Source organism: Oceanobacter sp. ABM4_470, from assembly GCF_056158645.1.
Window position 1 is genome coordinate 430507 of the sequence record NZ_JBSWTR010000002.1, and the last position, 26884, is coordinate 457390.

The 26884-nt window shown below is 57.7% G+C and carries 20 protein-coding genes; 13 read left to right on the top strand and 7 right to left on the bottom strand.

From position 1 onward, the window contains the following. The first annotated feature begins 52 nt into the window (after nt 1–52). Nucleotides 53–913, top strand: a complete 861-nt coding sequence (locus tag ACXADJ_RS18670; protein ID WP_475068983.1) for a helix-turn-helix transcriptional regulator — start codon at nt 53–55, stop codon at nt 911–913. A gap of 74 nt (nt 914–987) precedes the next feature. Continuing rightward, nucleotides 988–1557, top strand: a complete 570-nt coding sequence (locus tag ACXADJ_RS18675) for a YbhB/YbcL family Raf kinase inhibitor-like protein (protein WP_475068985.1) — start codon at nt 988–990, stop codon at nt 1555–1557. A gap of 117 nt (nt 1558–1674) precedes the next feature. Here the strand turns inward: ACXADJ_RS18675 and ACXADJ_RS18680 are convergent, their stop codons facing one another. The 4 genes from ACXADJ_RS18680 to ACXADJ_RS18695 all read right to left on the bottom strand — a co-directional run bounded on the left by ACXADJ_RS18680 (nt 1675) and on the right by ACXADJ_RS18695 (nt 8532). Continuing rightward, complete coding sequence (locus ACXADJ_RS18680; protein WP_475068987.1) at nt 1675–3207, bottom strand: protein adenylyltransferase SelO; 1533 nt, start codon at nt 3205–3207, stop codon at nt 1675–1677. Nucleotides 3208–3324: 117 nt separating this feature from the next. Further along, complete coding sequence (locus ACXADJ_RS18685; RefSeq protein ID WP_475068989.1) at nt 3325–6192, bottom strand: insulinase family protein; 2868 nt, start codon at nt 6190–6192, stop codon at nt 3325–3327. A gap of 148 nt (nt 6193–6340) precedes the next feature. Further along, nucleotides 6341–6598: a hypothetical protein gene (locus tag ACXADJ_RS18690; RefSeq protein ID WP_028293068.1), complete on the bottom strand. Its 258-nt coding sequence runs from the start codon at nt 6596–6598 to the stop codon at nt 6341–6343. 98 nt (nt 6599–6696) lie between these two features. Further along, nucleotides 6697–8532, bottom strand: a complete 1836-nt coding sequence (locus ACXADJ_RS18695; RefSeq protein WP_475068991.1) for a hypothetical protein — start codon at nt 8530–8532, stop codon at nt 6697–6699. 147 nt (nt 8533–8679) lie between these two features. Here ACXADJ_RS18695 and ACXADJ_RS18700 point away from each other — a divergent pair, with 147 nt between their 5' ends. Together ACXADJ_RS18700 and ACXADJ_RS18705 are read left to right on the top strand one after the other, a co-directional pair. After that, on the top strand, nt 8680–9237 hold the full coding sequence (locus tag ACXADJ_RS18700) for a helix-turn-helix domain-containing protein (RefSeq protein WP_211225077.1): 558 nt from the start codon (nt 8680–8682) through the stop codon (nt 9235–9237). Nucleotides 9238–9317: 80 nt separating this feature from the next. Further along, nucleotides 9318–11474 (top strand): response regulator, encoded by a 2157-nt coding sequence (locus ACXADJ_RS18705; protein ID WP_475068995.1) that lies wholly within the window; start codon nt 9318–9320, stop codon nt 11472–11474. An 11-nt stretch (nt 11475–11485) separates the two neighbouring features. Here ACXADJ_RS18705 and ACXADJ_RS18710 read toward each other — a convergent pair whose 3' ends face one another. Next, entirely contained in the window at nt 11486–11896 is a 411-nt protein-coding gene (locus ACXADJ_RS18710) for a hypothetical protein (RefSeq protein WP_475068997.1), read from the bottom strand. Between the two features lie 171 nt (nt 11897–12067). On the opposite strand from ACXADJ_RS18710, the gene ACXADJ_RS18715 reads away from it, so the two are divergent. The 9 genes from ACXADJ_RS18715 to ACXADJ_RS18755 all read left to right on the top strand — a co-directional run bounded on the left by ACXADJ_RS18715 (nt 12068) and on the right by ACXADJ_RS18755 (nt 24935). Beyond that, entirely contained in the window at nt 12068–13213 is a 1146-nt protein-coding gene (locus ACXADJ_RS18715) for a 1-acyl-sn-glycerol-3-phosphate acyltransferase (RefSeq protein ID WP_036535070.1), read from the top strand. A 38-nt stretch (nt 13214–13251) separates the two neighbouring features. Further along, nucleotides 13252–14412, top strand: coding sequence for a hypothetical protein (locus ACXADJ_RS18720; protein ID WP_028293074.1), 1161 nt, complete (start codon nt 13252–13254; stop codon nt 14410–14412). A gap of 207 nt (nt 14413–14619) precedes the next feature. Further along, nucleotides 14620–16170, top strand: coding sequence for a TolC family protein (locus ACXADJ_RS18725; RefSeq protein WP_475069001.1), 1551 nt, complete (start codon nt 14620–14622; stop codon nt 16168–16170). 1 nt (nt 16171) lies between these two features. Next, nucleotides 16172–17512 carry an efflux RND transporter periplasmic adaptor subunit gene (locus ACXADJ_RS18730; protein ID WP_475069002.1) on the top strand — a complete coding sequence of 447 codons (1341 nt, stop codon included), beginning with the start codon at nt 16172–16174 and terminating at the stop codon, nt 17510–17512. Further along, on the top strand, nt 17512–20688 hold the full coding sequence (locus tag ACXADJ_RS18735) for an efflux RND transporter permease subunit (protein WP_475069005.1): 3177 nt from the start codon (nt 17512–17514) through the stop codon (nt 20686–20688). The genes ACXADJ_RS18730 and ACXADJ_RS18735 overlap by 1 nt, the downstream gene beginning before the upstream one ends. Next, complete coding sequence (locus ACXADJ_RS18740; protein ID WP_475069007.1) at nt 20682–21353, top strand: response regulator transcription factor; 672 nt, start codon at nt 20682–20684, stop codon at nt 21351–21353. The genes ACXADJ_RS18735 and ACXADJ_RS18740 overlap by 7 nt, the downstream gene beginning before the upstream one ends. A 13-nt stretch (nt 21354–21366) precedes the next feature. Continuing rightward, on the top strand, nt 21367–22875 hold the full coding sequence (locus ACXADJ_RS18745; protein ID WP_475069009.1) for a sensor histidine kinase: 1509 nt from the start codon (nt 21367–21369) through the stop codon (nt 22873–22875). Nucleotides 22876–22956: 81 nt separating this feature from the next. Next, entirely contained in the window at nt 22957–23823 is an 867-nt protein-coding gene (locus ACXADJ_RS18750) for a cation diffusion facilitator family transporter (RefSeq protein ID WP_475069010.1), read from the top strand. 113 nt (nt 23824–23936) lie between these two features. Next, nucleotides 23937–24935 carry a hypothetical protein gene (locus ACXADJ_RS18755; protein ID WP_475069012.1) on the top strand — a complete coding sequence of 333 codons (999 nt, stop codon included), beginning with the start codon at nt 23937–23939 and terminating at the stop codon, nt 24933–24935. A 203-nt stretch (nt 24936–25138) separates the two neighbouring features. On the opposite strand, the gene ACXADJ_RS18760 is transcribed toward ACXADJ_RS18755, so the two are convergent. Both ACXADJ_RS18760 and cysK read right to left on the bottom strand, forming a co-directional pair. Further along, entirely contained in the window at nt 25139–25747 is a 609-nt protein-coding gene (locus ACXADJ_RS18760; protein ID WP_475069014.1) for an alpha-ketoglutarate-dependent dioxygenase AlkB family protein, read from the bottom strand. 12 nt (nt 25748–25759) lie between these two features. Continuing rightward, nucleotides 25760–26707, bottom strand: a complete 948-nt coding sequence (cysK, locus tag ACXADJ_RS18765; protein ID WP_475069017.1) for a cysteine synthase A — start codon at nt 26705–26707, stop codon at nt 25760–25762. Between the last annotated feature and the right edge of the window lie 177 nt (nt 26708–26884).

The following is a 26884-nucleotide window of genomic DNA, read 5'->3' on the forward strand; positions in this document are numbered from 1 at the left end:
CGTATGCGGCTCAACCCCGACCTCCTTCCACTGCGCTTTCACACACAAGATCATGGCCGATAACGACTCCTCATCCCTGCCACAGCTGACGTCCCTGATAGAGGCCATTGCTACGCCAGCCAGTCAGGCCGATGTGTTGCCCTATGCGGTTTACTCCTCGGTACACGAACAGGTGATCGTTAATGTGCCAGTGATCAAACCGACTCTGATTCTGGTGCTGCAAGGCAACAAGTCGTTGGAGTTTGATGGCGTTTGGGAGTGTGGTCGCGGGGAGTTTGTGTTCTTGTCGAACCGACCCGCCATCGCCATGCGCAATATCCCGGCCGACAGCGACTATCTGGCGTTGCTGATCGAATTTGAATTCGACGACTTCGAGGTCTTGCCGCAGCAAGGGCGTGGCTCGCAGCCGTTGTTTACCGGTCGAATGGATCAGGTTCTGATCAACACCCTGCAGCAGTTGGTTGAGTGGTCTCACTATGCACCCGCATCGCTTTGGGCATCCCGCCGACGTGAGCTGTTGTTGCTGATGTATCAGGCCGGCTTCCCACAAGTGTGTCAGGTGGCGCTGCCACCGACTTTGAGCCATCAGCTTTACCAGCGGATTTCGGCGCAGCTGGAGAGCGCCCCACATGCGGAGCAGTCCGCCACCGAGTTGGCTTCCATGTTGGCCATGAGCGAAGCCACCTTGCGCCGCAAACTGGCGGCGGAAAACAACAGCCTGACTGCTATCCGTGACAGTGTGCGAATGGGGCGTGGGCTGCACCTGCTACAAACCACCATGGCGCCCATTGGACGCATTGCCGAATCCTGTGGTTATCAGTCCCAATCGCGTTTTGCTGAACGCTTCCGTCAACGTTTTGGCCTGACGCCGTCCGAGCTCCGTAAAACACGAATGATCGAATCGGGCGAATAGCTGAGCGGACAGGCACTAATGCCGCTGTGATGATCGGACTATCGTGGCAGCCTGTATTTGAACGGGAGTTTCCAATGAAAAAGATGATGTTGGCGATGCTGTCTGCTACATGGATAGCGGTGGCGGTACCGAATGCGCAAGCTGAGATGACGCTTGTCAGTAGCGATATTCAGGCCGGTAAAATGATGCCCAAGGCGCAGGAGTTTCAGGGATTTGGCTGCTCGGGCGGTAATCAGTCTCCGCAGCTGTCCTGGTCGGGAGCCCCTGACGGCACCGAAGCTTTTGCCCTGCTGGTTCACGATCCGGACGCCCCCACTGGCGGTAGTGGCTGGTGGCACTGGCAGCTGGTAAATATTCCGGCGTCGACCACCTCACTGGCCGCAGGAGCGGGAAGTGCTGTGGGGAGTGCAGAGAGCGGTGCGCTGCCGAAGGGCGCGCTGCAAATCGAAAATGACTACGGCGTTAAGGAATTCGGTGGCGCTTGTCCGCCAGAAGGCGACAAGCCACATCGCTATCGCTTTACCTTGTATGCCCTGTCGCAGCCACTGAGTCTGCCGGATAACCCGTCGTCTGCCCTGACCGGGTACATGGTGAACGCTTACTCACTGGAGAGCGTGACGCTGGAAGCCTTGTATCAGCGTTAAGCAGGGCTGACTGGCCGTTGATGGGTATTCAGGGTTTGTGTCGGAGCGACGTCGATAGCGAAGGCCCGATGAATTATCGGGATTGAAATCCCTCCTACAACACCATGCCCAACCCCATCAAGAAGAGCAACTCAGCATGGTCAGCTGTTTGCTATCCGGCGCCCAGCGAAGTTCTTCATCGATACCTTGGTGTACTTCAAACGGGTTTTGCAGCACCTGCAGCCAGTCCTGCACCGGTTGGAAGTTGCCTTTTTCAGCCTCGCTGATCAGTTGGTCGGTAACCCGGGTACGCAGAATGTATACCGGGTTGACCGCCAGCATCGCTGCTTTGCGTTCGGCCGCGTTGCGGCTTTCCTGTTGCAGTCGGGCTTCGTAGTCTTTCAGCCAGCTGTCGAGCCAGAGACTTTGGCTGGGTTCGCCGAGCTGGTCGCGGAAGGCTTGCAGGGCCGCACGGTCAATAGCCGGCTTGCCACCCTGTTCGCACTGACCTTCAGCTAACGCCCGGTAGAGCGGGTTGAAGTCGACTTCGTTCATGTTCAGCAGTGCGCGCCAGCGGCGCAGCAGTTCACTGTCACCTTGGTCTTCAAACGCCAGTCCCAGCCGTTCGCGCATACGCTTCAAATACGCCTGTTGATAATAGTCCGGGAAGTTATCCAGTTCCGCCTTGAGGTCTTCAACGTCGATGATGGGTGTCAGCGCTTGCGCCAGTGCCGACAGGTTCCAGTGCATCACGTCCGGTTGTTTGTCGAAGGCGTAGCGGCCTTCGCGGTCGGTGTGGTTGTACACCGCGTTTTCTTTCCAGCGGTCGATAAAGGCAAACGGGCCGTGGTCGAAGGTTTCGCCCAGAATCGACATGTTGTCGGTGTTCATAACGCCATGCAAAAAGCCGTAGGCAATCCAGCCAGCTACGGTGTGGGCGCTGGCCTGGCTGATGGCCTTGAACATGGCCAGATACGGTTTTTCTGCGTCGCGGCACTGCGGGTACCAGCGCTCCAGACAGTAGTCGGCCAGCACTTTCAGGTCGTCGTGCTGGCGGCTGTAGTACAGGTGTTCGAAGTGGCCAAAGCGTACATGACTGCGGCTAACGCGAATAATGGTCGCGCCGGGCTCCAATCGTTCCCGCACCACCTGCTGGCTGTTCACGCTCAGTGCCAGAGCCCGTGTTGACGGGATATTCAGGTAAGTAAGTGCTTCCCCAATCAGGTATTCCCGCAGGCTGGATCGCAACACCGCCCGGCCATCACCCATGCGTGAGTAGGGGGTTTGGCCTGCGCCTTTCAGATGCAGGTCCCACAGTTGTTCGCTGCCATCGGTTTGCGGTACGGCCAGTTCTCCCAGTAGCAGTCCGCGGCCATCCCCCAGTTGCGGGTTGTAGACACCAAACTGGTGGCCGGCGTATTTCATCGCCAGCGGTGCCGCCTGCTCGGGCAGTTCGTGTCCGCCCATCAGTGACGCCAGCAAGTCCGGCTGCAGTGAGCAGGGGTCAATGCCCAGTTGTTCTGCCACCTTGACGTTGGCACTTACTAACCTTGGGTCCGGCAGTGGCGTGGGCTCCATGCGGGTGTACAAGTGGCCTGGCAGCTGGGCAAAGTGCGATTGCAATTGCAGGGTCGGCAAGCTGGTCCAGCAGGGGGCGGAGTGGTTGCTCATGGGATGGGTAACCTCAGGCAGGCGCTGACGGATGGCAGCGGACGATGGGGTATGGCGTGTGTGACGGGCGCGGTGGTGACACCGGCCCGTCGGGTTTAGCGCTTTTTACAGTAGCTTTTACAGCGGTACGTCGAACTGTGGCTGCTGGGAACGAATCACGTCGTCCAGTGGCTTCCAGTCGCTGACGGCTTCCCCCTGGGTAAACATCAGCCACGGCACCTCGGCGTCCAGCACCATGCGCTGGAACAGCTGCTGAACTTCTTCCAGCGTCACCTTGCGCACTTCGGCGGCAATGGCTTCGTTGGTGTCGAAGCTGTCGCGGCCAACGCCAATATCACGCCAGAAACGTTCGGCTTTTTCGGACATGTTGCGCGCTGGTTCCAGCAGTTTGCTGACCAGACCTTCCTGGAAGGTGGCAAATTCCTCGGCGCTCATGTCGGCGAGGGTTTGCTGGTACTGCTGCCAGAAAATTTCGCTGTGTTCCAGCAGCTGAGCGGGCTGGGCGTCCGGAGACTGCACGATAAACAACAGGCCGGGCACGGTGCGCTGCGGGAAGACCGTGCCAAAGACGATGTAGCCTAACTGCTGTTCGGTTCGCATGTACTGGTAGTACGGCGAGCTGATCATCTGACCCAGCAAGGCAATGCGGGCGCGATTGTGGTCGCTGGTGTCCTGACCTTGCAGGTACAGCACCATGGCCTTGTCGGCATGGTCCATGTTGAGGTCTTTGGCGTATTTGCCAGTGGGGGCCCGAATGATGTCGTTGGCTGGCATCGCATCGGCATTGCCCGGGTAGGCGGTGTTGAGCTGGGCCGACAGTTGTTTGGCGGCGTCAGCGCTCATGCTGCCATGAATAAAGATGCGATTGGCGGTATCGCCCTTGAGCATGATGGCAAACGCTTCCACGTCGGCGCGGCTGACCATGCCAACGGCTTCCAGCAGGTCAGCTTCGTTGAAGCTTGGGGTATGAATCCAGCGCTTCAGTTCGGCAATACCACGCTCATAAGGCTTGGCTTTGAGGGCGTTTTCCAGCCGGCGCTTGAGGGACGCCTGATAGCGCTGGAACTGGTCGTCCGTGAGGCTGACCTGTTGCATGGTGTCGACCACCCGATCGAGCAACTCGGGCAGTTTGTCCTGATAGCCGGACAGCACCAGTTGCAGGCCTTCGGTGGTGGCGCTGAGGCGGTAGCCAAGACCGGCCAATGTCGCCGGGTAGCTGTAGGTATTCAGCGCTTCGTTGACTGCGCGAACGTACAGCTGGGCCGTGGCCATGGTGCGGGCGTCGGCCATACGCTGGTTGCGCATTTCAATGTTGACGCGGGACTTTGGCTGCTTGAACTGCTTTTCCGGGTAATACCACAGTATCTGACCGGCTTCGTCGATCAGCTTGGCCGGGGTGGCTTGCTCTGGTTCGTCATTGAGGTCGAACAGCTGTGGAATAAACGGGTTCGGCGCTGGCAGTTGCAGGCGCTCCAGACCTTCGGTGTGGAGGTCGGTGGTGCTGTATTCCATCGGGCGGATGCGCATGGGGGTGTTGTACCAGGGATCGGCCATCTCGGTGGTGATGTTCGGGGCGATCAGGGTACGCAGCACGTTGTTCATGTTGAGTGCGTCGAGGTACGGCTTGAGGGTCGCCGTATCCGCTGGCAGTGCCAGATAGTCACCGTGAATGATCTGGGCAGCCGGGTAAACCTGCATGTTGCTGCTCAGGCGCACCGCGTAGTCCGACAGTGAGCCGTGTTCCATAAAGCGGAACGCCATTTCGTTCAGCTGTTGTTGCTCTTGCATCAGGTACTGCGGGAAAGGCGTTTGCTTGATGCGGTCGAAATAGGTTTCGAGTATCTGGGTGATGTTATCCACATGCAGCAGACCGGCTTTGGTCAGGGCGATCTGGATCACCAGATTGGATTCGTAGCGGGTACCCAGGCTGCGACCGGCGCTCAGTCCTTCAGCCCAGCCTTTTTCTTTCAGCAGTGCCAGAATGCTGCCTTCGCCTTCATGACCAATCAGACTGGCCAGCAGTTGCAGCGGCTTGTGTTGGTACAGTGACAGGGTTTCCGGCATCGGGAAGGTGAACTGCAAACGGCGGATTTCTTTCACCGGTTCGATGTTCATGTCCATTGGCAGCTGGCCCGGCAGGAACAGCGGCGGGCGGCTGTCGGCGATCTGCACATCACGCTTGGGTACCGCGCTGAAGTGGCTGTTGGCCCACTGTTGCAGTTGCTCCAGCGGGTAGTTGCCCGCCAGCACCAGCGTCATGCGGTCGGCGCTGTAGTGTTGTTGATAAAAGCTCAGCAGCTCGTCGCGGATTTTGCTGTCGGGGCGGTCGGCCAGGGTGTCGAGGTTGCCAACCGAAAAGTGGGCGTACGGGTGATCCGGGTTGTAGGCCTGTTTTTCGGCAGAGTTGATGCGGCGAAAATCGTCTTTGATCTTGGCGGTGTATTCTGCGTTAACGGCGTTTTTTTCGCGGTCGACGTAGGCTGGGTCAAAGGTGGGCGAGATAAAGAACGGCGCAAAGCGGTCGAGGGCGCCGGCCATGGCGTCGTTGTCGATCGAAAAGAAATAGGTGGTTTGCTGGTGGGCGGTAAAGGCGTTGTGGCTGCCGCCGTGACGGCTGATAAACGCCTGATACTCACCGGCGTCCGGGTAGGGCTCGGTGCCCAGAAACAGCATGTGCTCGAGAAAGTGCGCCAGTCCCTGACGGTCGTCCGGGTCATCACCACTGCCAACGCCAACGGTCATGGCGGCGGCGGCCTTGTCGGCTTCCGGGGTGGATACCAGCAACACCTGCAAGCCGTTTTCCAGCGTGGTGTACTGGTATTGGTAGTGGTCGGCAGGGCTGACAATCAGGCTGTTATCGTCGTTGTCGCGACAATTCCAGGGAGCGGTGTCGTCACAGCCCAGTTGCGAGGCGCTGGCCGCAGATGATGAGCCATTAGGCTCTTCTGGCGCGGTGTTTTCTGGCTCTGATTTGGGCTTCAACATGGAATATCCAATGGCTGCGAGTACGATAACAAGAAAGGTCCAGTAGCGCGGCGATAGCATTTCAGCTCCTGACAGGGTCGCGTGGTTCCGTTCACGGTGGGTGGTGTGTGGGCAAATCCGGCTGGGACTCACCCGTGGCGGTCAGCGATTAGTGCGCTGTACCGCGAATTTCAGCAATGGCCTGGGCGTCGGCCAAGGTGCAGCTGTTGGGGTCGAGTTCGCAGATGCGGTTGAGACGCTCGCGGTTCTCTTCCAGTTCCGTAATCAGCAAGGCAAATTGGCCTTGAAACGCTTCGTCGATGGCGCTGTACAGCTCTGCCACGGCATCATCGCTGCTGGCATTGGTGTTACGCAGGGTTTTCAGGCAGGCCAGGGCAATCTGGTGGTAGGCTTGGTCTTTGTTCACGTTCGGTCCTCCGGTTTAGCCCTTAATGATACATGAGTTGTTACGGCTTGAACTGTATCAATATTGCTATCGATTGCTATTGAGAGTGCCCGGTGCTTCTAGTGACTGGCAAACCAGTGAATCTGTTGGGCGCCGATGGGGCGGGACAAGGCGTTGCCTTCCAGCCAAATCGAACTGCTCTGATGGGCGGTGGCCAGGGCTTCGGTGGATTCGATGCCGTGACAGTAGATGCGCTTGCCCTGCTCCAGCAAGGGTTGAAAGATACTGTAATCGGCATCGCCACTGGCGCGCCAGCGATTGATTTCGTTGGCGGCAATGCTGATGCCGTCAATATCGCAGCGGGCCAGCTGTCGCAATACCGGCAAGGGCGCCCCCGGCAGGCCTGCCACTTCAATGATCAAACCGATGCCCTCAGGCAACATCAGCGACGTGCGTTCAAGCTGCGCCATGTCGGCCTGCCACGGCAGAATCAACTGCCAGAGTGGGCTCTGCCCGGTTTTTTGCCACTGGCTCATGCACTGTCGCATGGCCATCCAGACCGGGTTGTTGATGCTGTCGAGACGCACGAAAATATTGGGCAGCTCGTGAATGTGTTGCTGCCAGGTGTGCTGCATGTTTTCCAGCCACAGGTGGCACACCTCCGGGTCTTGAATGTACTCCGGCAGCAGCTCCAGCCCACTGAGTCCCCCGAGCTTGTTAAACACCGGTCGTGCCCGGTAATCGTTGAAGGCCTGCTGGCTGCTGGCGACTGACGGCTGCGCTGAGGTTTTTTGTGATTCCAGCGCCTGGCTGCGACCGATAGGGCTGTCGAGCATCTCGCGCAATCTATCCAACGGGCCGCGCTGATGTTCTTCGTGCAACGGCAGGCAACGCATTTCGGGGGTCAGGGTAATGGCGTCACCGGCACTGATCAGCGGGCTTTGAAAGCGTTGTTTTATTGAGCGTTTGTGATCGTCAGGGCATTGCCTGTGGTCGGTGGCCATCAGCGGCAGCACAAACAGGTGGTTGGCGAGTTGAAACAGCGGTTGGCGGTTGCCAACGCATTCCACCATCGCCTTGTAACAGGCAAAGCCGTCGTCATCTGTTTGCAGTGGCTGTTCGTCAAACCGCACTACTTGCAAACAACTCATACTGGCAGAGCTGGCCAGAAAGCGGTCGAGCTGCTCGAATTGCTGATGCTGATCTTTCATCGCCAACCAGTCGCTGTAATCGCGTCCGGGATGATGGTCAGTGGCGGCCTCAAACACGCAGATGCAATAGTCGCGGCTGACCGAGCTGATGGCTGCCCACATGGCACAAGGCTGGCCATTGTGGGCGTGCAGACTGAAATAGCCCAGCCAGGAGTGGCCAGCTTCAACCTGACGGGTCAATTCGGTCTCCAGCGCCACCGGCATCTGACTGATCTGGTTGCTGAACAGGTTGCGGCCAACCAGATTACTTTCGCTTTCGCCCAGCAATTCACAAATGGAGTCGTTGGCCAGTCGGATAACCCAGTTGCGATCGGTCAGCAGGGTGCACATATCCGGCTTGATGGAGGTCTTCAGCCGAATCAGCTTGTGCAGCAGTGACGCCTGACGGGCGCCTTCCTGAATGTCGCGCAAGAGGCTGTTGGGCAACACCGGGCTGACCACAAACTTGTGCAGCAGGCCTTCCTGGCGCGCAGCATGTACGTGTTGATAGTCGAGGTCATTGGCCATCAGCATGCGGTAGCTGGACGGACTGATGTCACGCAGGTGACTGGCGATCTGACGCCAGTTCGCCTTGCCGTTAATGGCGCCAAACACCACAACCTGAATTTTGCAGGTACTGAATATCGACTCGGCTTCTTTCAGGTTGTGTGCAAGATGCACATCAATGTCCCGGGATATCAGCGCCTGATAGGCTGTGTGCAGTGAGGCTGTGCCATCGTTTATGAATAACACTTGTTGAGCCATGCCGGTTAAATCCTCCCTGGCCACCGGTTGCTGGTTCATATGTCATGCGTTGGGTGCAGCACTTACACAGAGAATACTGTTTTGGACTTGCAAAGGCCAAAGGCTATCTATACTGAGTTTAAAGTATCAGACAGGCTGGGCGGTGTCGTGAGGGGAAAACAAGCTCTTACCACAGGCGAAGTTGCCAAATATTGTGGTGTTAATTTCAGAACAGTCATCCGCTGGATTGAGCGCGGTCATCTGGAAGCATACAAGTTGCCGGGACGCGGGGATAACCGCATTCCATTGCCGGGATTCATCAGTTTCCTGCAAAGCAACCACATGCCGGTTCCGGACGAGTTGCGCCAGCACGGCCGTACCCTGTTGATTCTGGCAGAGCCTGAAGATCTGGCCGCCGAGCTGGCGTCGACGGCGCGGCGGGCAGGCTGGGAACCCATGGTAGCCAGTGATGCGATGCAGTTTGGTTACGTGTTCTCGGAACAACAGCCAACCGCGGTGGTGGTGTCCAGCGAAGAAATGGTCGCGGCTGTGAACCGGGTACGACGGGAATCGGAAAGTCAGGATATCCTCTGTATTGTGGCTGGTGGCGATATTCCGACCGGGGTCAGCACGGATGGCTGGTGTCGAATACAATGGCCGGTGGAGCAAAAACGCTTTGTCGGGCTACTGGATTTGAGCGAAAGTCACACCCAGCGCCCGGTATAAGGTACGCCAACCGGGCCTGTTGAGCCGGGCCAATACGATGACCCGAAAGGCCGCCAACCGGAGCGCAAACATCGGACGTTATGGCAGACCTATTTACCTATCAATGGCTACAGGCGTTGTTCATTCTGGTTGTGGCCGGCATGTTTCTGATGCTGTTGTCGGCCCTGCGGGTGACGCGGGCAGAAAACAATCGCCTCAAGCGCGCCAACCGCAGTCGCAATTTGTGGTGGTGGCAACACCCCGACGTGCTGGTCAGTCTGGACAGTCGCGGCCGGGTGGTGGAAGCCAACCGCCCCTTCCTTGATCACGATCTTGCTCCCGAATCCGAATTCGCCATTCTGTTCCCGGTGGCACTGCGCCAGCAGTTCTTGCAGGCGCTGGAAACCACATTGGCCGGTGGCGACCCCGAGGTACTGGAATTTGAACTGCCGGAACTGGAGGCCAGCGGCCAGATCCGGCTGAGCCGAGACACCAGCAAGCCCGGCTACGTGATGATGTTTATTCAGGACACCAGCGAGCGGTTTGAAGAGTTGCAGCAACTGCGCCAGGACAAACTGGCGGCCGAGCAATCGAACAACGCCAAAAGCCGCTTTCTGGCCAATATGAGTCACGAGATCCGTACCCCCATGACCGGCTTGCTGGGCATGGTGTCATTGATGGAACAGACGCCGCTGGATGAAGAGCAACAGGGTTATCAGCGAGTGATTCACAGTTCCTCCGAACACCTGTTAGCGATCATCAACGACATTCTCGATATCTCCAAAATCGACGCTGGCAAACTCAGCATCGAACAGGAAGAATTTGATCTCCACGAACTGGTGCAAAGCCTGCTGGACATGGTGTCGGCCAAGGCGCAGGAAAAGCGTCTGACGCTGCAATCCTTTGTGGATGACAAGCTGCCGCAACAACTGATTGGCGACCCGATGCGGATTCGCCAAATTCTGATGAACTACCTCAACAACGCCATCAAATTCACCGAACAGGGCCATGTGCTGTTGCGAGCGGTGCTGGTGCGCGACCACGACAGCAACGTTGCCATCCGGTTTTCGGTCGAAGACACCGGCATTGGCATTGGTGCCAGTCGTGCAGTGGCGCTGTTTGAAGAGTACAGCTTTGCCCATGGCCGCATTTCCACCGAAGCGGGCGGAACCGGTTTGGGGCTGAGTATTTGCCAACGCCTGGCGAAGTTGATGGATGGCAAGGTCGGCGTGGTCAGCACTCCGGGTTCGGGCTCGAATTTCTGGTTTGATGTCAGCTTGCCTGTGGCATTTCGGGCCGATGTGCCACGACCATCGGAGCCGGGCAGTGTCAGCGGTGATATGTGGATCTGCGACGATCAGCGCGTGCATCGCACCTTGCTGGCATCGGTGGCTCGCAGCATGAACATGCTGGCGCGTGAATTCAGCAGTACGGTCAAGGTGCTGGAGGCGCTGCAACAAAATCCACCGCCAGTGTTACTGGTGATGTCGCAGCAATGCTGGCACGAGAGTGACGATAACTTCCGGCTGCAATTACGCCAGCGTCGCTTGCTGGTGGCGATGACCTCCTCGGATGGTATCTGGGAGCCACGAGACGTATTGCTGCAACAGGGCATTCGAGCCTGTTGGGAATGGCCGATGAGTCAGGCCAACGTCAAATCGCTACTGCGACGGCTGCTGGTGGCCGCGCCAGAGCAGTTGATTACCCGTGGTCATCTGTTCAACGGCGGTGAGCGCAGTGATTCTTTGCCCGCGGCAGAGCCCGGTATGGCCATGCAGAAGTCGCTGCCGCTGGATCAGCCGCAGCAAGCACTCGTGCCGCATTCGGCTGCGCCTGTATCAGACGCCGGGCTGTTGGAAGGCTGTCGGGTATTGCTGGCGGAAGACAACTCGGTTAACCAGAAGGTGGCCAGTCAGATGCTCAAACGCCTCGGCTGCGAAGTCGAACTGGCGATAGATGGTTTGCAGGCGGTTGCGATAACCGCCGAGCAGTCGTTCAATCTGGTGTTGATGGACTGTCATATGCCGAACATGGACGGCCTGGAGGCCAGTCGCAAGATTCGCCAGCGGGAGCAGCAACAGGGTCAGCCACCATTATTGATCGTGGCGCTATCAGCCGATGTGATGGCCGATCGCAAAGGCGCTTGTGAAGAGGCCGGGATGAACGGCTATTTGGCCAAGCCGATTCGGCTGGAAGATCTCAAACGTGAGCTGCCGGTGTTTTTGGCAGCCCATGCAAATACTCGTACTGATCGCTGACGCAGGTTGCTTTACAGTACGCTGCCGTAGGGAATAAAGCGGTTGTCGGTCAGTTTCTTGATGGCCTTGATCTGATCCTTGGGTACCGGTGTGCCACGCTTCTTCAGCATTCGGAATACCCAGATGGCCGGGTTCTTGTCGGCCAATTGCCAGTCGTCCAGCTGTTGCTCGGCCAGTACGTAAAACAGCGCAATGTGCCACAGCGTCTGGTCGTCCAGCTCGCCCCAGCCGTCCGCCCACTGTTCTTCGTTCAATTGCGTCCACAGCTTGGCCTGTTGCAGCAGGGCGGCGTCGAGGACGCTTTCATTGATTGAAGGCTCGGCGCTGTCGCTGTTAACCAGAGCAGCCGGCAGTTGCTGTAACTGGTCGGCTTTGGGAAGGGAGGCGTTGCTGGCGTTGGCCGGTTGCCATTGTTCAATCATGGGAGTTCTCTCAACTGGACGGTTGCAGACTATGTGGGGGCAAAAACCCGATTTTTAAAGAGGCTGCGGTCAATTTCAGTCAACACGGTAGCACAGTCCTGAATTTGCCTTAAGGCGGCCAACTCAGGCATCATCCCCGCCGCCGATGACTACCCAGACCCTGAACCCTCCATGCAAGATTTATACGCCGACATCCGCCCTTATCAGGACAGCGAAGTTGCTGCTGTTCTCGACCGCATTTGCCAGTCCGACACCGTTCACCGCGCGTTGTTGAAGTATCGTTTGCCGCTGCTGCCAGGCTGGCTGCGTGAGCTGATGCTGCCGTTGGCCAAGCGGGTGCTGATCAAGCAAATGGCCGATGTCCACACGGTGCAGGATTTCCAGATCTGGATGGAAAACTGGATTGGCCGCTTGCTGGCCAAAACCGCCACCGATGTGGTGGTGCGTGGTCTGGATCAAATGAACCCGCAACAAGGGCACCTGTGGATATCCAACCACCGTGATATCGCCATGGACCCGACCCTGATCAACTACTCGTTGCACAACGCCGGTTGGCCAACCAGTCGCATTGCCATTGGCGACAACCTGCTCAGTCACCCGGATGTGGGCGACGTGATGCGCTTGAACAAGTCTTTCATTGTTAAACGAAACATTACCAACAAGCGTGAGAAACTGGCGGCTTTGCAACAGCTGTCGAACTACATTCGTCATACCCTCGATGAGCAGGAGTCGGTGTGGATTGCCCAGCGTGAAGGGCGCGCCAAAAATGCCATCGACATGACCGACACCGCGGTGCTGAAAATGATGGCGCTGCATGGCCGTGAGCGGAAGGAAAGTTTCGCCGAGAGCATGGGCCACTTGCGTCCGGTGCCGGTATGCATTCAATACGAATGGGACCCTTGTGATGTGATGAAGGCCCGTGAACTGGTCGCCAAGGCCCGTTACGGCACCTACAGCAAGGAAGAAGGCGAAGATACCCGCAGCCTGCTGACCGGCATTACCGGTAACAAGGGTGTGATTCATATCGACTTTGGTCGTCCGCTGACGGACGAGGAAATGGCCAGCGCCGACGTGATGGCCGCCGCCATTGACCAGCAGCTACGTGACATGACTGAAATACTGCCCGTGCATCATGCGGCACTGGGGCTGTTGCAGCGGCAATTTGACTGTCACACCGACCTGCCTGCGGAAGCCGTCAGTGCGGAACTTGAACAACAAATGCGCGACCGCTTTGAATCCGAAGAACGTGACGTTCAGAAACAGGTGTTGCTGGCTTATGCCATGCCAATTCTGTTGCAACACGGACGTTCTGAATAATTGAAATGACTGTGGCCTGTTGGCCGCAACGGAACATCATGTCTGCAATCATCAAACGGCTGTTGGGGCTGACCCTGTTGGCCAGCACGGCTCTGACTCTTGTTGCCTGTCAGGGGCTGGGTCGTCATTGGGATGACGAAACCACCACACTCTACATCGACTACTACAAACAGCAGTGCGATGACGAAGACAGCAGTCTGTGTTTCCGCATTCGGGAAGATGAAGACGACAGTTGGGAAGTGGCGGATGTGCCGTTTTCCAACTTTGATGACTTCCAATGGGGCTACCGTTACACCGCTACGGTGACCATCTCCTACGACGACAGTGGTGACCCCGATAGCTACAGCTTCGATAGCACGCAGTCGATGGAAGCAGTGAGCGCCAGCGAAGAAGCCTTCTCTCTGACTCTCTACACCAACACCGGCATCCTCTATGCCCTTGACGACAGCAGCTGGAACCTCGGTGGCGAAATCGACTTCGACTGCAGTGCCAGCAGCAGCTGTGAGGCGCTGGATGCAGCGGTAGCCAACAGCTATGAAACCGAGCTGCAATTTGTGGTGGATGGCAGTGGTGGCATTGCCCTCGACAGCGTGATTTGTGCCGCGGCCGAAGACGACTACGCCAGCGACTGCGAAGGCGAAACCGATGTGTCCTGGTACATTGCTCCAGTGATGAGCGACTGCGGTTTGTCGGAAGCCATGTTGTGTCAGCTGTTCAAGGTGAATGCATCCGGGGATTACGAACTGCTGCAACTGGAAGACGGCATCAGCAACTGGAGTTTCAGCTGGGGCTACCGTTACCACATCGACGTGGTCAAAACCGTCAGCAACGGCGGCATCATCACTGCGGTCGACCTCGACGAGGACGACGACAGCCCGGACGACCGTTTTGGCTCCTCCTACAAATTCCGCATTGTGCTGCGTGCCAGTGCCTTGCCGTCGCAAAACAGCAACTTCACCCTTTACGACACCATTGCCCTTGACTGCGAACAGTACTCCCAGTGCGACGACATCGAAGACGTGGTGGAAGACTACGAAGACGATGACGACCGCGCCGAGCGCTATCTGCTGGTACGGGTGTACGTGGACGACGATGGCAGCCTGATTGCCGATCGGGTGGATTGTGAAGACGAAACCACGCTGGATGCCTTCCGTAGTTGCGTTGAAGACGACTACGACGATGTGAACTGGATGTTCTGAGCAGCGGATTCAACCGCTGTATCCAGCACCTTGTTATTCGGTGGCTCGTTTCTGCAGGACATTTACCGCTACAATTCTTTACTCCAGCCGGTAGCCAGACTACCGCTTGGCAGCTGTTATCAGGTCGTTATAGAGAGACCGCGGTTAACCCGCTGTTAACCGCTTTGTAAGATAATATCGTCTGTATCATCAGGTGGAGTTTTCAGAATGCCGATCCGGCCCGTCCCGCTGTCCGCTATCCCATGTACCCGGAGCGGCACTGCCGCACCGTACACGCGTTCCCAATCGCAGACCGCCGGTCGTCGTGCGTCCTTGCTGTTGGCTGCCGCTGCGGTGCTGCTGTCCGGCTGCTCGGCCTTGTCCGGCTCGCAGCAAAGCGATGAGCAAGCACTGCTGGATGAGCGCAATGCCCTTGGTCAATGGCAGGTAGATACGGCTGACAGCTCTGCTGCTTTGGAAAACTCTAATACCACCAAGACCACAAACACCAGCCTGCTGGATTTACTCGGTTCTGATCAATTGGAGCAACTGGTTGAAGCCAGCCTGAGCGCTAACCCGGGCTTGCAGCAAAGCTGGTTCACCTTGCGACAGCTTCAGGCTCAGCGTCTGGGCACCCGTGCCAGTCAGCTCCCCTCCGCTGATGTGTCGTTCCAGGGCTCCCGCTCTGAAAACAACGGCAACAGCTTTACCAGTTCCCTCAATGTCAGTTGGGAGCTGGATCTGTGGGCCAAACTGGCCGACAGCACCAGCGCCGCCGAGCTGGACGTTGCCGAACAACTGGCGGTGTGGCAGCAAACCCGCGACACGCTGGTGGCCGAAGTGATGCAGGGCTGGCTCAACCTGATCAATCTGAACAACAGCATCCGCCTGCAACAACTGCGTCTGGACGCCCTGCGCAAAAACGAACAGGCCATTGTGCAGCGTTACAAGGCCGGTATTGGCTCGCTGGACGACCTCGACAGTGCCCGCACCTCGCTGGCCAGTGGTGAGGCAACGCTGGCCAACAACCACTATGAGTTGAAAGAAGCCTGGCGTGCCCTGCGTACCTTGTTGGGCACCGCTGACAACCAGCAACTGGCCGCGCTGGGACTGGGCAATCCGGAGGCGATGCCAGAAACCTATCCACAGGTGCAAATGCCGCTGGTCGACTTGCCTGAGCAAACCCTGGCTCGTCGTCCTGACCTGAAAGCTGCCTGGAATGCCTATCAGGCGTCCAGCAAGCGCGTCGACATTGCCTACAAGGACATGCTGCCGAGCATCAGTCTGTCGGCATCGCTGAGTGATTCTGGCTCAACGCCCGGATCGTCGCTGTTCACCGATCCGGTCTGGTCGCTGGTTGGCCAACTTACCCAGCCGCTGTTTCAGGGTGGCCAGCTGAAAGCCGCGGCCAATGCCGCTGAATTCAGTGCGGCGGCATCGGCGCAGTCTTACCGCGATACCTTGCTGACCGCGGTCAGCGAAGTGGAAAACGCGCTCGACAACGAGAACGCGCTGGCGATGCGGGAAGACGCGATCGAGCGTGCGTTAGGCACTGCCAAAAGCAACGAAGCCCGTTACCTGCGTCGTTACCGTTCCGGTTTGGCGACCTTGCTGGAACTGATCTCGGTGCAGCAATCCCGCTACGATCTGGAAGATAACCTTAACAGCTTGCGTTACGAGCGCCTGAGTAATCGCATTGCGCTGGGATTGGCCCTTGGCTTGCCGGGCATTACCAACGAATCCATGACCCCTTCAGCTACCCCGTCGGAGACCCGCTGACATGAGTGACAACACCTCTACTTCCTACAAACGCGCTGCCATTGGCATTGCAGCGGCGCTGATTTTTGTAGCGGGCGCGGCTGTTTATACCCTCAGTCAAATGGGGCCTTCCGCTGGTCGCCCGGGTGGTCCTCCGGGGGCTCCAGGTTCGGGTGCTCCAGGCTCAGCGGGCTCTGGCGCCGCGGGATCAGTCGCTGCCAATAACCAAAACACCGCCAATAACCAAAACCCAGCAGCGGGCCAGGCCCGTAAGGCCGATCTGGCTGCTGCGTCCTCCACTCGAGTGGTGCAAGCCCGTCGTGGTACCTATCAGGCCAGCCTGAGCGGTTATGGCTCGGCCGAATCCCACTACGAACTGGCGCTGACCGCACGGGTTGGCGGCGTGGTGGAAAGCTTGTCGGCCAGTTTTGAGTCGGGCGAACTGATCAAAAAGGGCAGCTTGTTGGCCCAGCTTGAAAACAGCAGCTATCTGGCGGCGGTAGCGGCGGCCGAGCAGTCCGTTGCCGATGCCAAGGTCACCTTGCTGGAAGAAGAACGCGAAGTCGAGCAGGCCCAAACCGAATGGAAAGCGGCGGGCCTATCCGGTGACCCGGATTCGCCGTTGCTGCTGCGCGAACCGCAATTGGCGGCTGCTCGTGCGGCATTGAGAAATGCCGAAGCCGAGCTGGTATCGGCCCGCAAGGAACTGCAATGGACCCGTCTGAGCGCGCCGTTTGATGCGCTGGTGGTCACGCGTGATCTGATGCCGGGGGCGTACGTCAGTGCCGGTGGCGCAGTTGCGACCCTGTACAGCACTGACAAGGTGGAAATTGCGGTGGCGCTGTCCGAGCGTGAATGGGCCATGTTGCCGTCTGAGGCTGACATGCAGCAACAGCACTGGCCGGTCGTTCTGACATCGGTGGAGTCACGCGGCCAATGGCAGGGCTATGTCAGCCGGGTCGAAAAGCATCTGGATGAAGAAACCCGCCAGCGTTCGTTGATTGTGGCGGTGGATAAGCCGCTGCAACAAACTCCGGCGTTGCAGCCTGGCACCTTTGTGAAAATGACCATCGAAGGCAAGCCGGTGGATAACGTCTGGAAACTGCCAATCTCGGCGCTGAGCCAGCGCGGTTACATCTGGTATCTGAACGAACAGCAGCAACTGCAAAGCCAGTTGGCGGATGTGTTGTTCAGCGATGCCCGCTCCATCTACGTGCAAGTGCCAGAGGGGCTGGCTGATGAGCAACTGGTGGTGATGCAGCCATTGTCCAGCTACGCCGAAGGTGCGCTGGTCAGCCCGCGCATTGTGGCCGATGGCGACAGTGGCCTGATCAAGGATTCCAGTGACGGAGCAGCCAACTGATGAGCACTCCGCAGCATTCTAATGGCGTTGGCGGCGGCATCATTGGCTGGTTCGCCCACAACCCGGTGGCGGCCAACCTGCTGCTGCTGTTGGTTATCGCACTGGGCCTGTTCCAGATGGGCGATATCCGCCGTGAAGCTTTCCCCAGCCTCGAACCGGATTCGATTTCCATTTCGGTGAGCTACAACAGCGGCTCTGCTGAGCAATCGGAAGAAGGCATTGCCATCAAGATCGAAGAAGCCCTGCAAGGGGTGTTAGGGGTGGAATCAGTCACCTCCACCTCCAGCACTACCGGTGCTTCGATTACGGTTGAACGCCAGAACGGCTACGACCTGAACGAACTGATGCGAGACGTTCGTGCCGCAGTAGACGGTATTTCCAGCTTTCCGGCCGATGCCAAAAATCCGGTGATCAAAAAAGGTCAGCGGGAAGAACACGCGCTCTGGATTCAGCTGTACGGCGATGTGGATCGTCATACCTTGCAGATGTTCGGTACCGAGCTGAAGTCCGACTTATTGGCCCAGAACAATATCACCAGTGTCAGCGAAACCGGCTGGCGTGACCCGCAAATGGTGATTGAAGTCGATGAAGGCCGTTTGCAAGCCTATGGCCTGACGTTGTCTGATGTTGAAGATGCGATCAACGCCGGTTCAACCTCCAGCATGACGGCAGTGCTGAAAAGCGAGCAGCTGTATCTGCAATTGCAGGCCTCTGAACAAGCTTACGAAACCACTGATTTTGCCAGTATCCCGCTGATCAGCTTGCAGTCCGGCCAGCAATTGTTGCTGGGCGATGTTGCCAGTATCCGTGATACCTACGACGACAGCACCGCGGTGCTGGCACGCTTTCAAGGCAAAAACAGCATTGCCTTGCAGGTGATCACCACCGGTCAGGACGACATTGCCGACACCGTGGTGGCAGCTCAGGCGGTGGTGCAGGAATGGATCGACGATGGCCGCTTGCCGCAGTCGGTGCAGCTGGAAACCTGGAACGACCGCAGTGAATCCATTCAGAGCCGATTGGAGTTGCTGGTGAAAAACGCCGCCACCGGCATCTTGCTGGTGTTCCTGTTGTTGGCCTTGTTCCTCAACCTGAAAGTGGCTTTCTGGGTGGCTGCCGGCTTGCCGTTTATTTTCTTCGGCACCCTGTATTTCATGGGTGATAACTGGACTGGCCTATCGCTTAACTACCTCACCACCTTCGGTTTTATCATGGCGCTGGGGATCGTGGTCGACGACGCTGTGGTGGTCGGCGAGAGTATTTATACCGAACGCAGTCGTCACGGCGACACCGTCAACAACACCGTACGCGGCACCATGCGGGTGGCAGTGCCGACCCTGTTCGGGGTACTGACTACCGTGGCGGCGTTTGGCGCACTGGCCAACGTTGAAGGCCGCATGGGCGAAATCTACAGCCAGTTTGCCGGCATCGTCGCCATTTGTTTGTTGCTGTCGCTGGTGGAATCCAAACTGATCCTGCCATCGCACCTGGCCCATCTGAACACCCATCGTCACGGTGCCCAAAACCCGCTGGCGCGTGGCTGGGCCAAGGTCCAAAACGGCTGTGACGCTGGCCTGCAATGGTTTGGCGAGCGTCTGTACAAGCCGGTGATCGACTTTGCTCTGCTTAACCGCTACGCCATGGTGGTGCTGTTTATCGGTATCTTTGTGCTGGTGATTGGTATGCCGTTTACCGGTGCGGTTCGCATGAGTTTCTTCCCGGAAATCCAGGGTGATACCGTGCGGGCCAGTCTGACCATGGAGCAGGATGCCAGCTATGGCCTGACCCACAGCCACCTGATTGAGCTGGAACAGCAAGCCTATCAGGTGGATAAAACGCTTGGTGGCGACGGCATTGCCTATTTGCAGGTGATTTCCGAGTCTGACCAGTCCGGCAATATCCGGGTGGAACTGCGCCCTGACGCGCCGTACACACTGGTCGATTTCAGTAACGCCTGGAAGCAGATGGCCGGTACACCGGAAGGTGTGCGCAGCCTCAAGATCCAGTCACGTCGTGACGACATATCGGCGTTCCGGGTCGAGCTGCGTGCCAGTGCCGATGACGTGCTGACGGCTTCCGGCGATGCCTTCCGCGAAGCCCTGATGCAGATTCCGGGCGTCAGCGGTGTCGAAGACAACCTTGATCCGACCCAGCCACAGGTCAGCCTGAAGCTGAATGCCCAGGGCGAGGCACTGGGCTTCACCACCGGCATGCTGGCCGAACAGGTGTTACAGGCGTTCAGTGGTCAGGTGGTGCAGCGTTACCAGCGCGGTGCCGATGAAATTGAAGTGAAAGTGCGTTATCCGGAGGCCGACCGTCAGAATCCTGCTGACGTGCTGGCTGCCCGAGTTCGTACCTCCGATGGCACCGTGGTGCCGCTGTCGGCAGTGGCGACCATCAGCTACGGCTACTCCCGCAATGCCATTGCTCGCATTGATGGCAAACGCGCGGTGTACATGACGGCGGATGTCGACAAGGATCAGATCAGCTCCAACGAGCTGGTTAACCTGCTGCAAACCGAGCTGGTGCCCCAGTTGAAGAAAAGCTACCCCGGCCTGGATATTCACTTTGCCGGTGAAGCCGAAGAACAGGAAGAAGCCCAAAGCAGCATGATTGGCCTGTCGTTGCTGGCGCTGCTGATCATCTACATGTTGCTGGCGATTCCGCTGAAGTCCTACGTGCAGCCAGTGATCATCATGACGGCGATTCCGTTCGGCATTGTTGGCGCCATTCTGGGTCACTGGGCCTTTGATATTGCGCTGGGCATTCAGTCGTTCAACGGCATCATTGCCCTCAGCGGGGTGGTGGTTAACGACAGCCTGCTGCTGGTATCCCGTTATAACGACCTGAAGCAAAGCGATGGCTTTGAAAACACCTCTGCCGGTCGTAAGGCGGCGATCAACACCGCCTGTCGCGACCGTTTGCGAGCGGTACTGTTAACCTCGTTCACCACCTTTGCCGGTTTGATGCCGCTGTTGGCAGAAACCGATATTCAGGCCCAGTTCCTGATTCCGGCAGCGGTATCGGTGGGCTGCGGCATCATGTTTGCGACCTTGATTACCTTGGTGCTGATCCCGTCTCTGATGGCGATTCAGGACGACGGCGACCGTGGTCTGGGCAAGCTCAAGCGCCGCCTGTTCAAGCAATCTGAAGGTCCGGAGAGCACCCCATGCTGAATGTGTTGTTGGTGGAAGACGATCTCGATCTGGCCAGCACCCTGATCGACTATTTGTCGCTGGAAGACATCGAATGCGACCACGCCAGCAATGGCGTGGCTGGCTTGAATCTGATGAATGAAAATGAGTACGACGTACTCTTGCTGGACCTCAACCTGCCGCGTCTGGATGGTTTGAGCGTGTGTGAACGGTTGCGTCAGGGCGGCGACAATACGCCGATTCTGATGCTGACCGCCCGTGATCAGCTCGACGACAAGATTGAAGGCTTTCAGGCCGGCACTGACGACTATCTGATCAAACCATTTGAAATGCAGGAGCTGGTGGTACGGGTCGTGGCACTGTCGCGTCGTCGCAGTGGTCAGGTGACCCGCCTAAGCTGCGGTGACCTGGTGATGGATCTGGACGGTCGTACGGTACAGCGGGCAGGTGAGCATGTGCACCTGTCGCCGACCGGCTGGAAACTGCTCGAAGCGCTGCTGCGGGCGTCCCCGGCGGTGGTTAGCCGCGAAGCGCTGGCGCGCGCGGTGTGGGGCGATGACCAGCCCGACAGCAACAGTCTGAAAGTGCATTTGTTTAACCTGCGCAAGGCCGTCGACCACGATGGTCTGCCTGCCATGATCCAGACCCGTTCCGGTCAGGGTGTGGCGATTGTGGCGGCCTCATAAGGCGGAGTTGTTGATGACCTTTCCCCGTTTCCGGCTACGCCTGAAAACCCTTCTGATTGCAGCCTTCCTGTCGTTGGGAATCCTGCTGGCGGTGGGCTATTCGATGTTGACCGCGGATTACATGATTCGCGGTATGGACGTGGTGCTGAGCCGTGATATGGAAGCCACTGTCCGGCATTTGGCCCAGCGTGGCATGCTCAGAAGCGGTCCGTTTGGCGGCTACTACATCGCCGATGAATGGGAAGAACTGCCGGAAAGCATTCGTCAGCACTTTGACAAACAACCCAGAGGTAAGGGCACCATCCATAAAGCCGAAGTGAAGGACGTCACCGGACGCCCGGAAATGCTCTACTTCGTGATGATTTACCCGGTCAGCAAGCGTTTTACCGAACGCGACTTTGGCCGCTTCGGCGGTGACCCTGAGGCGCTTGAAGGCGACGAGCGCGATCGCGGCAATGGTAACGGGAGCAAAGACAGCGGTAGAGATAGCGACCGCGACGCCGACCGAAATGGAGATAAAGGAGGCGAGCGGGACAAGGATCGCTCGGCAGAGCGTAAGGACGACAAAAACGTCTGGTACATAGCCACCACCTTCCGACGCCCCCACGAGCGCAGCATTGTGTCGCATCAGCTGGAAGACAGCCGCCGGGATATCTGGATTGTCGGTGGGGCTTCCATTGCTATTGTGCTGCTGATTGCGTTCTTGTTGTACAGCCTGGTGGCTCGCCCGGCCGGTCGTCTGGTGAACTGGACCCGCAAACTCGATTCCCACGACCTGAAACAGCCAGTGCCGGACTTTGGCTATACCGAGCTGAACGAATTGGCCTCGCTGGTGCACGGCAGTGTTTGTCGTATGCATGAAACGCTGGAGCGGGAAAAGGCTTTCCTGCGTTTTGCCAGCCACGAACTGCGCACGCCGATTGCCGTGGTACGTAACAACACCGAGCTGTTGTCGAAAATGGCTGCCCGTGGCATCGACCTTCACGACGATCGGGTAGTGGCTACCTTGCACCGGCTGGAACGTGCTGGCATCACCATGTCGCAGCTGACTGAAACCTTGCTGTGGCTGAGCCGCGATGACATTTCCCAGTTGCCGCGCAAGCAGCTGTCACCGGGCTTGTTGGCCCGACAGTTGACCGAAGAGCTGGCCTTCCTGCTGAACAACAAGCAGGTAGAGGTGGTGGTTGAAGTAGATGACAACTGGACCGCAGAATTCCCGGCCACGCCGTTGCGGATTGTGTTGGGCAACCTGATTCGTAACGCCTTCCAGCACACCTGGGAAGGGCGGGTCGAAATCCGCCAGCAGGGCGGCACCATTCATATCGACAACTTCGAGCAACGCACGGCCGACAGTGACAGTCAGGATGACATCGAGGAGCAGAAGCAGGATCGTGGTGATCAGGGCTTTGGCCTGGGCTTGCAGCTGACCCAGCAACTGACCGACCGGTTGGGCTGGCGCTACAGCAATCAGGCGGAGCAGGATGGTCACCGGGTTTGCCTGGTTCTGGACACGTCAGAATAACATCTGTCGCTGCGCTAACCCCTTCGCTACAGTTGTTATAGCCTGTCTGGCATACTGACTGGCAGTCGATGGGGATAATCTATGACAACACAGCCACATGCTGTTCTGATCAAGCGCGCTGCGACAGCCTCAATTGTAGTGGCGACAACCTTGCTGATTGCCAAGTTGGCGGCCTGGTACGCCAGCGACTCCACTTCAGTATTGTCTTCCTTGCTGGATTCCCTGATGGACATCGCCGCCTCGGTGGTGAACTTCTTTGCCATTCGCTATGCGTTGATGCCCGCCGATGACGATCATCCGTTCGGGCACACCAAGGCTGAAGGGCTGGCCGCGCTGATTCAATCGGCGTTTATCCTGGGTTCGGCCGCCGCCTTGCTGATTTACGTGGTCGACCGCTTACTGAATCCCCAACCTCTTGCCGCCCTGCCAGAAAGCATTGGTGTGATGGTGTTTTCGGCGCTGCTGACGACCGCATTGGTGATCTACCAGCGCTGGGTTGCCAGAGTCACTCATTCGCTGGCGATCAAAGCCGATTCTGCCCATTACTACGGCGATATTCTGACCAGCCTGGCGGTGGTCGTGGCCTTGGTCGCTGCCTGGTTTGAGCAGTTCTGGCTTGATCCACTGGTGGCCTTGCTGATTGCCGGTGTGTTGCTGCACAGCGTGTACGAAATCATTCGGGAAGCACTGGCAGTGCTGATGGATCAGGCTATGCCACCGGAACAGGAGCAGGCGCTGCATGTGTTGATTCATGGCATTGATGGGGTACAAGGATTCCACGATCTGAAAACCCGTCAGGCCGGTGCGGTGCAATTCATTCAGTTTCACCTCGACCTCAAGGGCGAGCAGAGCCTCTACCGTGCCCATCAAATTGGTGAACAGGTGGAAGCCGCCATTGTGGCGCAATTCCCGCGTGCCGAGGTGCTGATTCACCATGATCCGGTCTGACCGCTGATATGCGCTGGCTATCTGCTTTGCTGGGGTTCCCGTTGCTTCATGCTCGGGGCATTGTCGTGGGGCTTTGCCTGTCCGTCTGGTTACTGAGTCCGACGGCTACAGCCTTGAGCCTGTCGCAACCGGCCCCGGTGTATCGTCAGGCCATTGCGGTGCCCATGAGCCCGGTGCAACAAGAGACAGCAGAGTCTGACTCGCAGGATGCCGAAGCGTCCAACAGCGACGATCAGTATTCGGAAAACCAGCCCATCGATGCCAGTGATGGCATGGTGAACCGTTCGCGCAAGTGGCTGGCAGGCTACCTGGATAACCTGTCGGGGGATATCGATTCGTTCTTTGTGGACACCTTCTTCAGTGAAGACATTCTTGAAGATGACGTTGGTGGCAGTCGCGCCAAACTGTCGTTTTATACCCGCCGGGAAGCGGGGGAGCCGGTGGATTACAAGTTCGGTGTCAGCGTCAATCTGGAGCTGCCCCGCATCAGCGAGCGGCTCAACCTGCTGTTGGAATCCAGTGACGAAGAAGCCCGAGAGGCAGATCCGCTGGAAAGTGTGGAAAACAATAACTACTCGGCGGCGCTGCGGTTTATTTTCCGCGAAACCGACCGCTGGAAAACCAGTCTGGATTCCGGGGTGCGCTGGGGCATGCCACCAGACCCGTTTACCCGGCTGCGGGCCCGTCGCTACGCCTGGTTTTCAGAGTGGGAAATGAAGGCCACGCAAACCCTCTACTGGTACAACTCGAAAGGTTGGGGGGAAGATACCAGCGTGCAGCTGAACTACCCGCTGAATATCGAAAAGCTGTTTCGGATCAACGCCAAGGCGGGCTATTTGCTCGATGACGATTTCTTCAAGCTCAGCTACAGCGCCAGCTTGTACCACGAGCTCAGCTCCAAAGCGGCACTGGCCTATGTTGCCGGTGCCTCGGGGGATACCGAGCTGACGCCGACCTTCTATTCCTACACCGCCAGCCTTCGCTATCGCCGCAAGTTGTATCAGGACTGGGTGTTTGGGGAAATCTCGCCAGAACTGATCTGGGAACGCGACAGCAACTACGAAACGACTCCGGTGATCATGTTCCGTATTGAGACGGTGATCTCGCGCTAGCGAGCGTGTTAAGGACCCTCTGAAAAACTCGGTGCCCGCTCTGGATGACAGGGCGACGCTGAGTCACGAAGCTGATTTGCAGGCCTGACGGGTCAAGTCAAAAATCAGCGACACAGAGTCAGCAATGCCCTGCCATCCCCGTAGGGCGAAGCAGGAAGCCAGAGCCGAGAGCTGTGCGGAGTTTTTCAGAGGGTCCTTAAACCTTAAACCACAGACGTGTTTTGAATCAGTTGCCGAAAGGTCAGGTTGATACGGGCTGATGCGATCCCTGCACGCTTCGGCAGAGCATGTTGCCAGCGTGACTGCATACCGGCTTTCATCACCAGAACCGAGCCATGCGCCAGCGGCAGTTTGGCAAACATGCGAGTCTCGCCTTTCTTGCGCAGGGCAAAATCGCGCTCGGCCCCCAAGGTAACGGATACCACCACAGGCGCAGGCCCCAGTTCGGCTTCGTCGTCGCTGTGCCAGCCCATGCTGTCGTTGCCATCGCGGTACAGATTGCACAGTACCGAATTGTTGCTCAACCCCAATGCCTGATTGAGCTGCTGGTTCAGCTGTTGCAGCACGGGGTGCCACGGCAGGGAATGGAGGGTTTTACCGGAGTAGGTATAGGCCAGACCGGCATCACCAAGCCAGCATTGCAGACGCGGAATCCGGTGCTCCTTGCCGTACACCGTGATGGTGTCACTGTGCCAGGGCAGTTGCTGATGGAGAATATCGAACAGCGGATCGGGTTGAATAACGGCGGCTGGATAAAAATCCAGCTCGCCGTCCAGCAGGGATTCGCCATTGTGCAGATGCAACATCGACATGGCGTTACCCGCTTACTTGTCGAAGAAGCCTTCGAACAGTGGAGAGGTCAGGTAGCGTTCGCCGGAGTCCGGCAGCACAACAACGATTTTCTTGTCGGCAAATTCCGGTTCGCCAGCCAGACGCAGGGCGGCGGTCATGGCGGCACCACAGGAAATACCAGCCAGAATGCCTTCTTCAGACATCAGGCGGTGGGCCATTTCCATGGATTCTTCGTTGCTGACCTGTTCAACGCGGTCAATCACGCTGAGGTCGAGGTTACCCGGAATGAAGTTGGCGCCGATGCCCTGGATCTTGTGTGGTCCCGGCGTCAGGTCTTCGCCAGCGCGTTTCTGGGTGATGATTGGCGAGGCCGCCGGTTCAACTGCTACCGAGGTGATGGCCTTGTGCTGTTTGATGTAACGAGAGGTACCGGAAATGGTGCCGCCGGTGCCAACGCCTGCAACCAGTACGTCAACTTCGCCGTCGGTGTCGTTCCAGATTTCCGGGCCTGTGGTTTTTTCATGAATGGCCGGGTTGGCCGGGTTCTCGAACTGTTGCAGCAGGATGCGGTTTTGCGGGTCTTCGGCCAGCAGTTCAGCGGCTTTATCTACCGCTCCTTTCATGCCTTTGGCGCCTTCGGTCAGCACCAGGTTGGCGCCCAGAGCCATCATCACCTTGCGGCGTTCGATGCTCATGGTTTCCGGCATGGTCAGGGTCACCTTGTAACCGCGAGCAGCACCCACGAAGGACAGTGCAATACCGGTGTTACCGGAGGTTGGCTCAACGATTTCCATGCCCGGCTTCAGTTTACCGTCCTGTTCGGCTTGCCAGATCATGTTGGCACCGATGCGACATTTTACCGAGTGGGCCGGGTTGCGGTTTTCCAGCTTGGCGTATACGTGCGGGTGATCGGTGATCTTGCTGATGCGAACCAAAGGGGTATTGCCAATCGACTGGCTGATGTCTTCATATACCTTCACGGAAAACTCCTGTATTCAACGGACTCGAACAAATTAGGGCTTTTAGATACACCAATGTTCCAACGAACAATAGTAATTCTCAGTTATTAGCTTATGTATTCGGGTGATAGGGACCCTCCGAATAACTCTGCACAGCTCTGCGCGAGTCATGCAGGTTGTCAGAACCAGGCGGCGAAT

Coding starts and splice junctions, on each gene's coding strand:
- ACXADJ_RS18750 (WP_475069010.1), top strand. CDS start 22,957: ATGACAACACAGCCACATGCTGTTCTGATCAAGCGCGCTGCGACAGCC.
- ACXADJ_RS18695 (WP_475068991.1), bottom strand. CDS start 8,532: ATGGCTCAACAAGTGTTATTCATAAACGATGGCACAGCCTCACTGCAC.
- ACXADJ_RS18670 (WP_475068983.1), top strand. CDS start 53: ATGGCCGATAACGACTCCTCATCCCTGCCACAGCTGACGTCCCTGATA.
- ACXADJ_RS18705 (WP_475068995.1), top strand. CDS start 9,318: ATGGCAGACCTATTTACCTATCAATGGCTACAGGCGTTGTTCATTCTG.
- ACXADJ_RS18735 (WP_475069005.1), top strand. CDS start 17,512: ATGAGCACTCCGCAGCATTCTAATGGCGTTGGCGGCGGCATCATTGGC.
- ACXADJ_RS18740 (WP_475069007.1), top strand. CDS start 20,682: ATGCTGAATGTGTTGTTGGTGGAAGACGATCTCGATCTGGCCAGCACC.
- ACXADJ_RS18725 (WP_475069001.1), top strand. CDS start 14,620: ATGCCGATCCGGCCCGTCCCGCTGTCCGCTATCCCATGTACCCGGAGC.
- ACXADJ_RS18680 (WP_475068987.1), bottom strand. CDS start 3,207: ATGAGCAACCACTCCGCCCCCTGCTGGACCAGCTTGCCGACCCTGCAA.
- ACXADJ_RS18715 (WP_036535070.1), top strand. CDS start 12,068: ATGCAAGATTTATACGCCGACATCCGCCCTTATCAGGACAGCGAAGTT.
- ACXADJ_RS18720 (WP_028293074.1), top strand. CDS start 13,252: ATGTCTGCAATCATCAAACGGCTGTTGGGGCTGACCCTGTTGGCCAGC.
- ACXADJ_RS18730 (WP_475069002.1), top strand. CDS start 16,172: ATGAGTGACAACACCTCTACTTCCTACAAACGCGCTGCCATTGGCATT.
- ACXADJ_RS18710 (WP_475068997.1), bottom strand. CDS start 11,896: ATGATTGAACAATGGCAACCGGCCAACGCCAGCAACGCCTCCCTTCCC.
- ACXADJ_RS18745 (WP_475069009.1), top strand. CDS start 21,367: ATGACCTTTCCCCGTTTCCGGCTACGCCTGAAAACCCTTCTGATTGCA.
- ACXADJ_RS18760 (WP_475069014.1), bottom strand. CDS start 25,747: ATGTCGATGTTGCATCTGCACAATGGCGAATCCCTGCTGGACGGCGAG.
- ACXADJ_RS18675 (WP_475068985.1), top strand. CDS start 988: ATGAAAAAGATGATGTTGGCGATGCTGTCTGCTACATGGATAGCGGTG.
- ACXADJ_RS18685 (WP_475068989.1), bottom strand. CDS start 6,192: ATGTTGAAGCCCAAATCAGAGCCAGAAAACACCGCGCCAGAAGAGCCT.